Origin of the sequence: Tenacibaculum sp. 190524A02b (assembly GCF_964036645.1) — a bacterium.
Lineage (GTDB): Bacteria > Bacteroidota > Bacteroidia > Flavobacteriales > Flavobacteriaceae > Polaribacter > Polaribacter vairaonense.
The window spans coordinates 677534-693124 of record NZ_OZ038525.1; the positions used below are offsets into that span (position 1 = coordinate 677534).

The 15591-nt window shown below is 30.8% G+C and carries 13 protein-coding genes and 1 riboswitch; of the genes, 5 read left to right on the forward strand and 8 right to left on the reverse strand.

The genetic code is table 11. From position 1 onward, the window contains the following. The first annotated feature begins 108 nt into the window (after nt 1–108). Nucleotides 109–1290: a DUF3103 family protein gene (locus ABNT65_RS02840; protein ID WP_348747116.1), complete on the forward strand. Its 1182-nt coding sequence runs from the start codon at nt 109–111 to the stop codon at nt 1288–1290. A gap of 74 nt (nt 1291–1364) precedes the next feature. On the opposite strand, the gene ABNT65_RS02845 is transcribed toward ABNT65_RS02840, so the two are convergent. Both ABNT65_RS02845 and ABNT65_RS02850 read right to left on the reverse strand, forming a co-directional pair. Continuing rightward, nucleotides 1365–2414: an endonuclease gene (locus tag ABNT65_RS02845; protein ID WP_348701972.1), complete on the reverse strand. Its 1050-nt coding sequence runs from the start codon at nt 2412–2414 to the stop codon at nt 1365–1367. An 18-nt stretch (nt 2415–2432) separates the two neighbouring features. Continuing rightward, nucleotides 2433–3644, reverse strand: coding sequence for an RsmB/NOP family class I SAM-dependent RNA methyltransferase (locus ABNT65_RS02850; protein WP_348701971.1), 1212 nt, complete (start codon nt 3642–3644; stop codon nt 2433–2435). 62 nt (nt 3645–3706) lie between these two features. Here ABNT65_RS02850 and recG point away from each other — a divergent pair, with 62 nt between their 5' ends. Then, nucleotides 3707–5824: an ATP-dependent DNA helicase RecG gene (gene recG, locus ABNT65_RS02855; RefSeq protein WP_348747117.1), complete on the forward strand. Its 2118-nt coding sequence runs from the start codon at nt 3707–3709 to the stop codon at nt 5822–5824. On the opposite strand, the gene ABNT65_RS02860 is transcribed toward recG, so the two are convergent. From ABNT65_RS02860 to ABNT65_RS02885, 6 genes are read right to left on the reverse strand one after another with little or no spacing between them, the layout of a single operon-like run. Further along, nucleotides 5817–7085, reverse strand: a complete 1269-nt coding sequence (locus tag ABNT65_RS02860; RefSeq protein ID WP_348736536.1) for a hypothetical protein — start codon at nt 7083–7085, stop codon at nt 5817–5819. The genes recG and ABNT65_RS02860 overlap by 8 nt on opposite strands. A gap of 30 nt (nt 7086–7115) precedes the next feature. Next, the gene (locus tag ABNT65_RS02865; RefSeq protein WP_348747118.1) at nt 7116–8231 is read right to left on the reverse strand and encodes an ABC transporter substrate-binding protein; all 1116 of its coding nucleotides are present in this window, start codon (nt 8229–8231) and stop codon (nt 7116–7118) included. Nucleotides 8232–8248: 17 nt separating this feature from the next. Then, nucleotides 8249–8776 (reverse strand): alpha-ribazole phosphatase family protein, encoded by a 528-nt coding sequence (gene cobC / locus ABNT65_RS02870; protein ID WP_348747119.1) that lies wholly within the window; start codon nt 8774–8776, stop codon nt 8249–8251. Continuing rightward, nucleotides 8761–9531: an adenosylcobinamide-GDP ribazoletransferase gene (locus ABNT65_RS02875; RefSeq protein ID WP_348747120.1), complete on the reverse strand. Its 771-nt coding sequence runs from the start codon at nt 9529–9531 to the stop codon at nt 8761–8763. Before ABNT65_RS02875 ends, cobC begins: the two co-directional genes overlap by 16 nt. A gap of 4 nt (nt 9532–9535) precedes the next feature. After that, nucleotides 9536–10573 (reverse strand): nicotinate-nucleotide--dimethylbenzimidazole phosphoribosyltransferase, encoded by a 1038-nt coding sequence (gene cobT / locus ABNT65_RS02880; RefSeq protein ID WP_348736542.1) that lies wholly within the window; start codon nt 10571–10573, stop codon nt 9536–9538. A gap of 6 nt (nt 10574–10579) precedes the next feature. Continuing rightward, nucleotides 10580–11083, reverse strand: coding sequence for a bifunctional adenosylcobinamide kinase/adenosylcobinamide-phosphate guanylyltransferase (locus ABNT65_RS02885; protein ID WP_348701960.1), 504 nt, complete (start codon nt 11081–11083; stop codon nt 10580–10582). 183 nt (nt 11084–11266) lie between these two features. Continuing rightward, a riboswitch (cobalamin riboswitch) is annotated at nt 11267–11466 on the forward strand. A 79-nt stretch (nt 11467–11545) separates the two neighbouring features. Here ABNT65_RS02885 and ABNT65_RS02890 point away from each other — a divergent pair. The 3 genes from ABNT65_RS02890 to ABNT65_RS02900 all read left to right on the forward strand — a co-directional run bounded on the left by ABNT65_RS02890 (nt 11546) and on the right by ABNT65_RS02900 (nt 15590). Beyond that, nucleotides 11546–13423, forward strand: coding sequence for a TonB-dependent receptor plug domain-containing protein (locus tag ABNT65_RS02890; protein WP_348747121.1), 1878 nt, complete (start codon nt 11546–11548; stop codon nt 13421–13423). A 231-nt stretch (nt 13424–13654) separates the two neighbouring features. Then, entirely contained in the window at nt 13655–14368 is a 714-nt protein-coding gene (locus ABNT65_RS02895) for an ABC transporter ATP-binding protein (RefSeq protein ID WP_348701958.1), read from the forward strand. Further along, nucleotides 14361–15590, forward strand: coding sequence for an ABC transporter permease (locus ABNT65_RS02900; protein ID WP_348736548.1), 1230 nt, complete (start codon nt 14361–14363; stop codon nt 15588–15590). The genes ABNT65_RS02895 and ABNT65_RS02900 overlap by 8 nt, the downstream gene beginning before the upstream one ends. Nucleotide 15591 lies beyond the last annotated feature (1 nt).

Below are 15591 nucleotides of genomic sequence, written 5' to 3' on the forward strand. Positions count from 1 at the left end.
TTTTTTTATGGTTAATATTTAAAAAATTAACATTTTTTTATTGTTTTGTTGTGTTTTTTGTATGTTTGCTTGCAAGTTTAATTATTAACCAAATTAAAAATTTTAAAAATGAGAATCCCTCGTATTCTATTAAAGCTAATCTTAGCCTCTATGTTAATTACAAGTTGTAATTCATCAGATGATTTAACAACTAACAATCAAAACTCAACTACTGTTTTATCTCCAAACTTGGTAGATAAAAAAGAAGTAGCTTTTCAATTTATTGACTTGATGAGAAATCAAGATTTTAAAAAAACTACATTAGATCTTTTGTCAAATCAGAAACCTAGTGTAGCAATGACAACAATTTTAGAGAAAACATCATCTTTTGTTTCTGAAACTTCTTCCTTTAAAAGTTTATCAACTAAAACTAATAATTTAGAAAGGAAAGCTGCAAAAGGAGAAAACGCTGATAAAATTGAAATTTTGGAAGTTTGGATGCATAACGCAAATAAAAAAATAAATTCTAAAGATTTGTTATTCTCTTTTGAACCTGAAGGGGATGAGAAAGATTGGAAGGTTATAGAGGCGTTTACTATGAACAAAGAAGTTGTTTATTTAGATCCTAAAAAAGCCCCAGAACAATCAGTTATTGTTATTGAAACTAATGGTTTTGAAACTTTAAAAAGAGAAGTTGAGTATATGAATAAATATTTAAGAGAAGAAGGTGTTCAAAATGCTCGATTTGAGAACTCTAAGATGGATTTGAATGCTAATTCTGCTAAAAATGAAGGCTTAGTAACTACAAAGTTAGATAAAATTCGTTTAAATGACGATGAGGAACCATGGATAAGTGGAGCTGCTGAAGTGTATGCAATTACTTCTGGAATTAAGGATGAAGAAAATAGACCAGAAATTAAGGTAATTCCAATGTACTACTTAGATCATGAAGATAGAGATTATTATCCAAACCAAATATTATTATTTTGGGATGATTATAAGTATCAAGCAGCAAACATACAGTTATTTGAAAAAGATGATAATGTAAATTACAAAAGTTTAGTATCTACTATTGTTAATGGTGTTTTTCAAATAATAGGAACGGTTGCAACTCAGCCATGGGTAAACGCTTTAGGACAAGTTGCTGGCGCAATTATTCAAGCTATGCCAGATAGTTGGTATACAAATGATGATGATTATGTAGATTCTTTTTATACTATAGAAAAATATAAAAATTATACGAACTATTATGGAGCAAGAGGTAATGCTAAAGTTAACTTATCTCATTACTTAGTAGCAGTGAATAAATAAGAGTTAATTTAATAAAAATAAAATAGGTCTTTCGATAATTGAAAGACCTATTTTTTATAGATAGATTTGCATTATTATTGAATAATAATCTTTTTTGTCATACTTGAATTTCTATTAGCTATTTTTAATAAGTAAATTCCTTTAGTCAAGTTATTTATACTAATCAAACCGTTTTTAGAAATTGGATTTTTTACGTTGTAAACCGTTTTACCTAAAATAGAATATAAAGTTACCTCTTGTATTTTTAGGTTGTCATTTACTTTGATGAAAACTTTTTTAATAGAAGAAGGATTAGGGAATATTTTGGTTTCCAATAGAGAGTTTTCATTTATATTAGCTGTAGCCCATCTATTTTCGGCAACTGGACCACCCCAAATTTGTGTAGCTAAATTAGGATTGTCAATAAAAGGATTACGGTTACCTTGAGCAGCTGAGTTAGAAGTGTTTTCATGATAAGTATTCCTAGCATCTTCAATACTTGAAACAGGATCATCAGCATTCCATTGTAATAGTAAATCAATCATATTACTATCTACAGAATTAGTAGTACCTATAGCTACATTTTTAGGTAAACATTGATTTCCATAACGTAAATACATATATAGCATCATTCTAGCGACATCACCTTTCCATTCATCTCCAGGATACCAACCACCAGAAGAATCACCAGAGTTACCAGAGCCTGAAGCGAATTTTTTACTACCTCTCTTTCCATTATGTTGAACATCAGAAGGGCGTAAATGATGTGCATCTGCACCTGCTCCAGAAGTACCTAAGTTTGGATTTCCAAGACTTTTTGGGTACGTATGTTCACGATTCCAGTCTCCAGTACTACCTCCATTTTCATTAATACCTCGAGTTCTAGCTGTAGTACCAGTACTACTATATCCATAAATTAAGAGAACTTCATTGCTATTATCAGGGTTTACATCGGTGGCTTTACATGCATCCCATACTTGACTATATGATAAAGTTCTAGTGTGTGTGTTAACTATTTTCGTGGCTAACTCATCTTTTAGAGTTAACCCAGATTTAGTTAAATCAACATCATTATAATAATTCTGCTGTGAAAAAATAGCATAACTACCTATGAATAATAATAAGGAAAGTAGTTTTTTTACCATTTGAAAATATTTAAAGGGTTATTGTTTTTCTAATAAAGCCATATAGAACCCATCAAATCCAGATTGGTGTGCTAATACTTTATTATCTTGGACAAAGTTAAAGTTTTTTCCCGCATCAGAAGCTAAGAACTTGTTAATTTGTTCTTGGTTTTCAGATGGTAGGACAGAGCAAGTAGCATACACCATTTTTCCGCCTGATTTTACCATCTTAGAATATTGTTGTAAAACCTCTTGTTGAGTATTTCTAATAGTATCTAAAAATTCAGGTTGAAGTTTCCACTTACTGTCGGGATTTCTTCTAATTACACCTAGTCCAGAACAAGGTGCATCAATTAAAACTCTATCAACTTTGTCATGTAACTTTTTTATAACTTTAGTAGACTCAATTACTCTAGTATCAATATTGTGAACACCATTTCTTCTTGCACGTACTTTAAGCTTTTTTAATTTACTCTCATAAATGTCCATAGCAATAATTTGCCCTTTATTCTTCATTAAAGAAGCTAAGTGCAATGTTTTACCTCCAGCCCCAGCACAAGTGTCAACAACTTTCATACCAGGTTGTACATCTAAATAAGCAGCTACTAATTGAGAAGAAGCATCTTGTACTTCAAAATACCCGTTTTTAAATGCTTGGGTTTTAAATACATTAGCGCGTTCTACTAATTTAAGAGCATCATCATATCCTTTGATAAATTCGGTTTCAATATTTTCATTAGCAAGCGCTTTCTGAAGTTTTTCTTTACTAATGTTTAATGTATTAGTACGTAAAATAACTTCAGCTTGTTTGTTTAAAGCGGCAATTTCTTTGGTCCATATTTTTTCACCTAATTCTTCTAAACCAACTTCATCAATCCAATCAGGAATTGACTCTCTGAATTTTCTAATTTTAGATAACTCATCAAATTTTCCTTTTATTCTTCTGGAAGGCGTAGGTTCAATTTGGTTCCAATCAGGAAGTTTAATACCTCTTAAAACACACCATACGGCAAATAAACGCCATAAATCTGGTCTAGAAAAAGGAGCTTTTACTTGAGCTATTTCTGCATATAAACGCTTCCAACGAACAATTTCGTAAATTGTCTCAGCAACAAATTTTCTATCTCTTGCTCCCCAACGTTTATCTCTTTTTAAAGCAAGCTCCACTGCTTTGTCTGCATATACACCCTCATTAAAAATATCTCGTAAGCTATCAATAACGGTAAAAACTAAGTTTCTATGTAATCTCATTTGCTGAATTTAAGAATGCAAAGATAGTTGAATTTAATGGGTTTTTGTATTTTCGTTTTTATATGAACCTAAATAGTCCCGTAACCTATATAAAAGGCGTAAGTGTAGCAAGAGCAGAATTATTATTTTCTGAACTTGGAATAAAAACGTGTAGAGATTTACTACACCTTTTTCCTTTTAGGTATGTAGATAAAACTCAGTTTTATACCATTAATCAATTACAAAAAAACTCATCTGATGTTCAAGTAGTAGGTAAAATAACGGGTATAAAAACTGTAAAGCAAAAAAGAGGAAGTAGATTAGTAGCCACTTTTGAGGATGCTACAGGAATAATGGAGTTAGTTTGGTTTAAAGGAGCAAAATGGATAAAAGATAATTTAAAACCTAATGTTCTATATGTAATTTATGGAAAGTTAAACTGGTATAATGGTGTGGCAAGTATGCCGCATCCAGAAATGGAAACTGTTCAGGCTTATAAAAATAAATTACAAACTTCTATGCAACCTGTATACCCATCAACTGAGAAGTTGAGTACAAAAGGAATAAGTCATAAAGTAATGCGTGGAATGATGATGAATTTATTTCAGCAATTTATTGGTGAAATATCTGAAACGTTACCTTCTTACATTTTACAGCAACATCAGTTAATAGATAAAAAGGAAGCGTTGTTAAATATTCATTTTCCTAAAAGTCAAGAATTACTAGCAAAATCACAATTTAGATTAAAATTTGAAGAATTGTTCTTTATACAATTACAATTACTTCAAAAAAAATTAATTAGAAAAGCAAAAATAAAAGGCTGTGTATTTGGTGAGGTTGGAGAAGTTTTTTCAGATTTTTATAATCATAAATTACCTTTTGATTTAACAGGCGCTCAAAAAAAAGTATTAAAAGAAATTAGACGCGATGTAGGTTCGGGTGCACATATGAATCGTTTGTTACAAGGAGATGTAGGTTCTGGCAAAACGATTGTAGCTCTATTGACTATGTTATTGGCTATTGATAATGGATATCAGGCCACAATAATGGCTCCAACTGAGATTTTAGCAAATCAGCATTATAATGGTATTGCTGAGTTATTGGAGAAAACTGATATAAAAGTTGAGTTGTTAACAGGATCAACAAGAATAAAAAAGAGAAGGGAAATACATACAGGTTTAGAAGATGGAAGTTTACATATTTTAATAGGAACACATGCTATTTTAGAAGATAAAGTACAGTTTAAAAATCTAGGCCTTGCTATTATTGATGAACAACATCGATTTGGTGTTGCACAACGATCAAAGCTTTGGCAAAAAGGAAATGTAGATGATTTAGGAGGAGTTATCCCTCCTCATATTTTAGTGATGACAGCAACCCCAATCCCAAGAACATTAGCAATGTCTGTATATGGAGACTTAGATGTTTCCGTTATTGATGAGTTGCCACCAGGACGTAAAGAAATCAAAACAGTACATAGGTATGATAGTCACCGTTTAGCTGTTTTTAAGTTTTTGAAAGACGAAATAGAAAAAGGAAGACAGGTTTATATTGTGTATCCATTAATTCAAGAATCGGAAGCTATGGATTATAAAGACTTAATGGATGGTTATGAAAGTATTGTTAGGGAGTTTCCTCCACCAAAATATCAAATTAGTATTGTTCATGGGCAGATGAAACCTGCTGATAAAGATTATGAAATGGAGCGTTTTGTTAATGGCGAAACACAAATAATGGTTGCTACTACAGTAATAGAAGTAGGTGTAAATGTACCCAACGCTTCCGTAATGGTAATAGAGAGTTCTGAACGATTTGGATTAAGTCAGTTGCACCAGTTGAGAGGAAGAGTTGGGAGAGGAGCGGAACAAAGTTATTGTATTCTATTGTCGAGTTACAAATTGTCTTCAGATGGAAAAACAAGATTGCAAACAATGGTAGAAACTTCAGATGGTTTTAAAATAGCAGAGGTAGATTTAAAGTTGAGGGGACCAGGTAATATTATGGGAACACAGCAAAGTGGTGTGTTAAACCTTAAAATAGCTGATGTAGTAAAAGATTCTCCAATATTATTTCAAGCAAGAAAAACAGCCATAGATGTAATTAGTAATGATCCTACATTGTCAAATACTGAGAATGCTAGTTTAAAAGCTACCTATATGCAACTACAGAAGAAAACAGGGATCTGGAGCAACATTAGTTAGTATAAAATGGAATACTCCATTTAGTAGTAGTGCTTTCTCCAAAATATTTCCTTATTTCAAGAATGTTTCTTCCTGTTTTAGTCTTTGTTAGAGGAACGTATCCAATAATTCCAAATTGATTAGTTCTTGGATGATAGTATTTTAAAAAATCAACAGATACTTTTTCATCATTTAAATAAACAAAATTATAGGCATGGTAACATTTTAAGTAGGCTTCTTTTTGATCTATTTTAGAATCTTCATTGAAAGGGCTGCAAATTTCTTCTCTTTGTTTTCTTTCGTGATTAAATATTGGGATAAATACTTTTATTATATTTTTATCTATTATATCTGATTCAATTTCTGGTGTTAACAAAAAAGTGTTGTTTTTGTTGTTTGACTTGTAGTAAGTCGCATAGGTTTTAGTATTGTCAAAATAAATGTCTTTATTAATTAGATATAAGATGTTAGTATTTTTTATTTTATAGCTACTTAATACTATACCGGCTGCCAAGAAAAGAAATATTAAGTATACAATTGATTTTTTCTTTTTAAAGTTAGAACCAAATATCATAGATACTTGTAGTATAGATTTATAAAGTGGTCCGTATGATATAATTGAAACAATACGAACTATCCTAAAGTTAATTATTTGAAGTTTTCTATTGTTTTTATTCTGTTTTAAATTAGCTATTATGCTAAAAAATAATTGAACTATCAATAAGCCAAGTGCTAAATAAGCTGGAATTAGTAAAATTTGAGAAGGAATGTATTGAGATAGTAGGTTGTATATTAGTAAATACAAACTTGAAGAAATTGCTACGTAGCTATACATTAGTAAAAAAGTAAAGGCAACAGAGAAGATAACACTGCATAACTCATCAACTTTTTCAATAGAGTCTTTAAGTTTAGGGAGTATTGTTAGTATTTTTTCGGTGTAAATCTTAGAATATGCACTGTCTTCTATACTATAATCAGGGAAAACAGAATTTAGTCCAACTAAACCAATCCAATAAGCACGGAGGAAAAAGTGGATAATAAACATGGAAGCCAGTATACTGATAGCTATAAGTCCAAAAAAAACAATAAAATAACCGATTTTATATTGACTAGGGTTAAGTACGTCTATTAAAGAATTAGCCCACCAATCTATGATATGAAATAACTGAAAGGTACCAAAAATAGCAATTGCCGAGACTAGTAGTTCAGCCTCCCAGCTTTCATCTTTTAAACGTTGTAACCAACTTTTGGTTGTAATAGGTTTATTAGATACTTTTTCCATTTTAATTAATAGCGTTTAAGCGTTTAGTATTTATTCTACTTTATCATAGAAAGTTAATTCATAGTTTGGTAATAAATCAGGGTTTATCATTTTCACCAAATCTTTTAGGACTAAATCAGGACGTATAGGAGCCATTTCATAATAAATAGTTCCACCTGTTTCTCCTTTTTTATGAGCAAAAGTGTACAGTCTATTGTTTTTAAAAGCATCAAATTCTTTATAATTAATATTAGCTGTAAGCATTTGTTCTTTAGTTGTGAAAGAACCACAATTAATCCAATAATTTGCTTTTTTTCCTTTTTCTAATACACTTTCAAAGCTTAGTTGTAAACTTCCAGTTCCTTTAGTGTTTTTCCAAATATAATTTAAGTTAGCGTCTTTAAAGTAAGTAGCTTTAAAACTTTCACCAGCAGGAACATTCCAAACATCTTTATACATACTTCCAGATAAAACAGTAGGAGTATAGGTGTTTTTACTGGCAATATTTTTAGCTTTTAAATAAGCTGATTCAATAACGTTAAAAATACTATCGGCTTCTTTTTCTTTTTGTAGTAATACGCCAAAGAACTTTATCCACTCTGCTCTTCCTAAAGGAGTTTCCTCCAACCAATCACCATTAAAAACAACTGGGATTCCAGTTTTTTTAACATTTTCATACACTTTGTTGTTTGGGTGTAAGGAAAATCCTATCACTAATTCAGGAGCTAAGTCAATTAATTTTTCTGTATTAATATTCTGTTCTGAACCAAGTTCAATAATATGACCATTTTTTATACGATTTCTTGTTTTTTTTGAAGAGATATATTTAGTGTGCGGAAAACCAACTAATCTATTTTCACAACCTAATAATTCTAGCATGGGTATGTGTGTGGTACTGGTAACTACTAGTTTATTTATAGGGGTTTTAATTATTTGTTTACTAAGGTTTGTAGTGCTTCCTATAATTAAAGATAATTGTTTGTTGGAGTTAGGGAACATACGTTTTAAAACTAACTTCTTTTGATTATTCTCTGTAATAATATCAAAACCTTTGGCATATTTTAAAACTGTTTTAGTGACATTATTAGTTTTGATTACTTTTTTGGGTGCTTTTTTACATTGTAATAAAAAGAATAAAGCTATTACACTTAAAAAGTATGGTTTCATAAATTAGTAATTTTAGTTTATATAATTAACTTAACAATAGCACTGTAACTGAGTTTTAAATCGAAAGACTTTTCTAAAGGTATGTTATTAACATGTGCCCAAAGACTCCTTATGACCCCAGCATGTGTAACAACTACCGCTTTTTGATGTTGAGACTGTTTTAGTTCGTTTAAAAAAGCTACCGTTCTAGTATATAAATCAATATATGATTCTCCCTTTTTGGTAGGAGTGTTAACAAAATCATTCATCCAAAGGTTAAATAAGGGATCATTGATAGCATCCCAAGCTTTCAACTCCCAATCTCCAAAATTAAGTTCTTTTAAGCGATCATCAAAAATGACGTTTCTTGATAACCTATTTGCTAATAAACTACAACGTTGTAATGGGCTACTAAAGTAAGCAATAGTAGGCTCATTAATTGGTATTTCACTTAGAATGGGGAGAAGTTCTTGTTCAAAGGAGTCAGCAGTCTCAATATCTGCTTGCCCATAACAAATACCTTTGGTAATATTAGGAGTTGTATGACGCACTAAAATAACTTCCATAATGCTAATATACTAAGGTAAAATACAATTTCAGATACTTGTTGTAAAGCTCCAGCACAGTCTCCAGTTTGACCGCCTATCCACTTTTTAAAAAAATACCCCATGTACCAATAAGTTAAAAGGACAGGAATTAATACTAAAAATAGCATTGGTTTTTGAAAAAAGAATAATGGTAGTACGCCAAAAATAGAGGAAATAACTAACGATTTAAGACTCATTTGTTTTGTGGTAGGTTTTATTTTAGAGCTATCAATGTCTCTAACATAGTTGTGTGTGTATAATAAAATAGTGGCAGTAAAACGACTAAGACTATGTCCTGATACAATAACTAACAAAAGATTTATTACATGATTTTGCAGATAGTATAAAGCTAAAAACTTTAGAGCTAAAATAAATATCAATCCGCTAACACCAAATGTACCAAGTCTGGAGTCTTTCATAATAGTTAAAATTTTCTCTTTCGTCCATCCACCACCAAACCCATCACAAACATCAGCAAAGCCATCTTCATGAAAAGCACCAGTTATCCATACAGAGCTAATCATACTTAATAATATGGCTATTTCTGTAGGAAGTAATAAAGAGGAGATGTAATATGTTGCAGCAGCTATAGAGCCTACTAAAATACCTACTAATGAAAAATATCTGCTACTTTTATTTAAAATTTCAGGAGAATGATCTACCCATTTAGGGCAGGGAATACGTGTGAAAAATAGTACAGCTGTAAAAAAATAATGAATTTGTCGTTTAACCATGTTTTTAAGCTTCACTTACATTGGCACTTTTAAAGGTAGCCATTTGATTTAAAAAGTTTATACTAGCTTGTACTATAGGAAAAGCCAATGCACATCCAGTTCCTTCACCTAAGCGTAGGCCTAAATTTAAAAGCGGGGTTACTTGTAAAAAGTCTAACATTTTTTGGTGTCCTTGTTCACCTGATGTATGGCAAAAAATACAATACTCCAAAATAGTAGGTTGTATGGCATGTGCAGCTAATAAAGCCGAAGTAACGATAAAACCATCAATTAGTATTGTCATACGTAGTGAAGCGGCTTCCAACATAGCTCCGCAAAGCATCACTATTTCAAACCCACCAAAAGTACTTAAAGCATCCATAGGGTTGTTAATACTATTGATATGCTTGCTAAATACATTAGAAAGAGTTTGTATTTTAGTTTGTAAACCATCATCGTTTACACCAGTTCCTCGTCCAATACACTTTTCTATAGGAGTGTTGGTGAAGTAACTCATTAATAAAGAAGCGGATGAGGTGTTGCTAATTCCCATTTCACCAAAACCTATACAATTACAACCTTCACTGTATAATTTTCTAACCAATTTTTTTCCTTTTTCCAAAGCTTCAATACATTGCTCTATACTCATGGCTTTAGTAATACTATAGTCTTTGGTACCTTTAGCAACTTTAGCATTTGTTAAAAGTGAATGATTTTCAAAATCTGCATTTACACCAGCATCAATTACTTTTAGGTTAATAGTATTTTGTTTGCAAAAAACATTAATAGCTGCACCACCATTTAAAAAGTTAAGTACCATTTGTTGGGTAACTTCTTGTGGATATGGGCTTACTTTACCTGTATTTGCAATACCGTGGTCACCAGCAAAAACCATAATACTAGGTTTAGATAGTGTTGGTGTTAATGTATTTTGAATTAAGCCTATTTGTTTAGCTATGGTTTCTAAGATTCCTAATGAACCAATAGGTTTAGTTTTAAAATCTATTTCTTGTTGTAAAGTTGTCGCTAATTCTTTTGATAGTGGAGTTATTGTTGTGTTCATTTTTAGCTATTTAAGAGTTAAAGGAAGTCCAGATACCATAAAAGTAGCTTTATTAGCCACTTCAGCAATGTATTGATTCATCCAACCTTGCAGTTCAGTAAACTTTCTTCCAGATTCAGTAGTGGCATGTAATCCCATACCTATTTCGTTAGAAATAATAATGATATTAGCGTTAATCTTAGTTAACTTATTAATTTCTTTTTTAGCTAGTTCTAAAGCTTGCTGTACATTATATTCAGCATCAACAAAAAAATTGGTTAACCAAAGTGTAACACAATCTATAACTACAGTTTGTTTGTTCGAGATAACAGTACTAAGCCATTTTTCTTCCTCAACGGTTGTCCAGCGTTCATCTCTATCAGATTTATGTCTATCTACCCGTTTTTTAAAATCATCATCCCAGATTCTAGAAGTAGCTAAGTAAACAGGAGTATCTGAAATAGATTCAGCCAGCTTTTGTGCATAATTGCTTTTACCTGATCGTTCACCTCCAGTTATATAGTATATCATTTTTTTAAATTGTTTGTACACGCAAATATTATAAAGTTTTGTTACATAAGCTGTTTTTTAAAGTGAAATTTCATATAAAGAGAAAGTAGCTCTCTAATAGGATGTAGATATTAGCATAAAAATTCATTGTCATATAGGTTAAATAATTGTTATCTAATAGTTGTTAATTAATTAGAATACTATACATTTGCCGCGATTTTTGGTTTTTGCTTAGCAATCTGTTAAACAAAATTAAAAGGGAATTCGGTGAAAAGCCGAAGCTGTTCCCGCAACTGTAAGCTAATAAGCTTGTAATAAAACTTAAAACCACTGTTTAGTAAATAAATGGGAAGGTGTATTACAAGACGCAAGCCAGGAGACCTGCCAAATATCATGTAATTCGAACTTTCGGGATAAAAGTTTGAGTGTGGTTTTGCTACACTTTTATTTTCCTGAGATAAAACTTTAAAATATTAAGTAGACATGAGAAAAAAAGTACTTTGTTTAAGTGTTTTAACATCAATGTTAGCATTGAATGTAAATGCACAAGAGAAAGAACAAGAAACCATCAAATTAGACGAAGTGGTTGTTTCCGACTCTAAGTTTAAATTAAAAAAAGAGAATTCTGGAAAAGTAATTCATAAAATTACAGCAGAAACTATTGAGAAAAATAGTGGTAAAACGGTAGTAGATTTAATAAACTCAGTTGCTGGTATTGAAATTAATGGAAATACCAGTTCACCAGGACAAAATTTAGGAATTTTTGTTAGAGGAGGAGTCACTAAAGAAGTTGTTGTATTAATTGATGGTGTTCAAGTAGGGAATCCTGCAGTTATTTCAGGAGGCTTTGATTTAAGGCTGTTAGATTTAAACGACGTTGAGTCTATAGAGATTGTAAAAGGAGCGGCAAGTACACTATACGGAACAGGTGCTGTAACAGCAGTTATAAACATTACCTTAAAACAAGCTAAATCAGGTAAGGCAAATGCATCATTATCAGTATTTGGGGGTACCAATAACAACCAAGAAACTAGAAATGGAACTGTTATTCAAAGTGCAGCTAATGTAAATGGTAAAATTAAAGATTTTGACTATTTAGTTAATTTTTCATCATTTGATGCAAGAGGTGTATCTGCTGTAAAGTCAGAAAAAGGGGAAGCATTTAACGATGATCCATTTCAACGTATAGCAACAAACATTAAACTAGGATATAAATTCAATGACAAGTTTTCTGTCAGTACACTAGGTAGTTATAGTGAGTTTAATAATAGTTATGATGATGGAGCTTTTGTAGATGGAGATAACCATTCTTTAGATAAAAATTATAGAATAGGTTTTTCTCCAAAATATGATTACAGAGGTGGAAGTATTCAGGTTAATGCAGCCTACAGTAAATTTGAAACTGATAGAACTAAAACAAAATATCCATCTACTAATAAGGCAGAAAGTTATATAGTAGATGCTTTTGTAAAGCATCAATTTGATAAATTATATCTAGTTGCTGGGGTAAATTATCAAGATAACCAAATAAGTGAAGCTTATAGTATCCCATTTGGAAAAACTGATTTATCTAGAGTTAATTATGAAGAAACTCCTAAATCAAGATTAATTGATCCTTATGTAAATGCTGTATATGTTTCAGATTTTGGATTAAATGTAAATGCTGGGCTTAGATTGAATAACCATAATAAATATGGTAATCATTTAGTGTATAATTTAAATCCATCATACAGATTCAAGCAAGAAAATGGATATATTAAAGTGTTAGGATCATATAGTACAGCGTTTTTAGCTCCTTCAGTACAGGAATTATATTCTGTATGGGGAAATATTGATTTAAAACCACAAGAAAGTACCACATATGAAGGAGGATTAGAGTATAAATTAAATTCATTAGTATTAAATACGGTTTACTTTTATAGAGATGTAGAAAATATTATAGACTATAATTTTGCCACTAATAAAATGGATAACTTTGGGAGTACTACTATTCAAGGTGTAGAGTTTAATGTGGCTTATAAAGTGTTAGAAAATGTATCGTTAAATGCTAATTATACGTTTACGGAGAATGATAAAATAGCAGTAAGAATACCTAAACATAAGGTTAATGCAGGTGTAAATTATACTTTAAAAGCAACTAATTTTTCGTTAGATTATCAGTACCTCAGTGATAGGTTGGATACTAGTAACTTAGCTTTAGAAGCATATTCTTTATTAAACTTTTCGGCAAATCATTCTTTAAATAAAAATGTAAAGTTATTTTTGGCAGCAACAAATATTTTTAATGAAGATTATCAAGAAAGAATAGGGTATTCTACCCTAGGAAGAAATTATAAGTTGGGAGTTCGTTTTAACTTTTAATATTCCCCTTATCAATAAACTACGGTTTATATTTTTTAATGGATTAAAAGCTCACACTATGTGAGCTTTTATTTTTTTTAAATTTAATGGTTTGATTTATAGTTGTATGTGTAATAGCAAATAAAAAAAAACAAGTTTTTGTAACATAATTAAAAAACAGGCGTCTTGTAGGAAAGTAATTAATCAAATATACAACAGTTAAAAACTACTGTAGTATAAAATAACTAACGAATGATTAAAATTGAAAACCTACATAAGTCATATCCCATAGGGAAAGATTCACTTCATGTACTAAAAGGATTAGATTTGCATATTAAAGAGGGGGAATTTGTTTCTATTATGGGATCTTCAGGGTCTGGGAAATCTACTTTACTTAATATAGTTGGTTTGTTAGATACACATGATGAAGGAAAATACTATTTAAATGATCAGTTAATAGAGAATTTAAATGAAAAAAAAGCAGCTATTTTACGAAATAAGTTTTTAGGATTTGTTTTTCAATCTTTCAATCTAATATCCTATAAAACAGCATTAGAAAATGTAGCATTACCTTTATATTATAAGGGAGTTGGAAGGAAAGAAAGATTAGAAGTAGCATTAGAATATCTTGAAAAAGTAGGGTTAAAAGAATGGGCGAACCATTTACCTAATGAACTTTCTGGTGGTCAGAAACAACGGGTAGCTATTGCCAGAGCTTTAGCAACAAGACCTAAAGTTGTATTAGCTGATGAACCAACAGGAGCGTTAGACTCTTCTACCACAGATTCTGTAATGGATTTGTTAAAAGAAATTAATGATGAAGGAATGACGGTATTTGTTATTACACACGAGGAAGAGGTAGCAGAGCAAACAAACAGAGTAGTTCGTTTAAAGGATGGAGTTATTATAAGTGACGAATTAACTGAAACGGGAAAAACGAAAGTTAAAAAACACAATTATGTTTGATTTAGACCGATGGAGAGAAATTTTTCAAAGTATAAGTAAAAACAAGCTCCGTTCTATCTTATCTGGTTTTACAGTAGCCTTTGCTATACTTCTATTTACATTATTATTTGGTATAGGAAATGGGTTGCAAAATACATTTGAAAATGAGTTTGCAAAAGATGCTATTAATTCAATTTACATTTGGTCAAATAGAACAACTAAAGCTTATAAAGGGAATCAAATAGGTCGTAGAGTTCAGTTTAAAAATGATGATTTTGAATTTTTGAGAGAAAAGTTTGATGATAAAATTCAAATGGTAAGTCCAAGAATTCAAAGAAGTGTAAAGGTTGTATATAAAACTAAAGAAGATAACTATACAGTAAGAGGCGTTTTCCCTAAGTATGATATGTTAGAATCAGCAACAGTAACTGAAGGACGTTTTTTGAATCATAGAGATATCGCTGAAAGAGCTAAAGTTGTAGTTATTGGACGAATGGTTGAAAAAGATTTATTTGGACAATTAAGCGCTTATGGTAAGCAGTTAAATATTGCAGGTATAATGTATAAAGTTATAGGTGTGTTTTCTGATCCAGGTGGTGATAGTGATGAACGTTACATTTATACGCCTTTTACAACCATACAACAAATTTATGGGAGCAATGATTATATAGATGAATTTGGTATGATGTATAACCCTAAATTAAGCATTGATGAAGCAATTACATTTGGTAACAAATTAAGAGAAGCGTTAAAAAATAAACATAATGTAGCACCAAATGATCAAAGAGGAATTAGGGTTTTAAATTATGCTTCAGAAAATAAACAAATATCTAGTATGATGGTTGGCCTTGGAGTTTTAATATTAATAATTGGGTTTGGAACTTTAATAGCTGGTGTGGTTGGGATTAGTAATATAATGGTATACATAGTTAAAGAGCGAACTAAAGAACTAGGTATTAGAAAAGCCATTGGAGCTACACCCAAATCCATAGTCTCTATGATAATGTTAGAAGCAATTCTTATAACAGCATTATCTGGGTATTTAGGATTAACAATTGGAGTTGGTATTTTAAAAGCATTAGGCCCGAGTTTAGAAAAGTATTTTATATTAAATCCTGGTGTTTCAACTACAACAGTTGTTGGAGCAACCATTACATTAGTTTTAGCAGGTATGATAGCAGGGTATTTACCAGCAAAAAGAGCAGCAAGAATTAAACCAATAGTAGCTTTAAGAGCAGATTAAT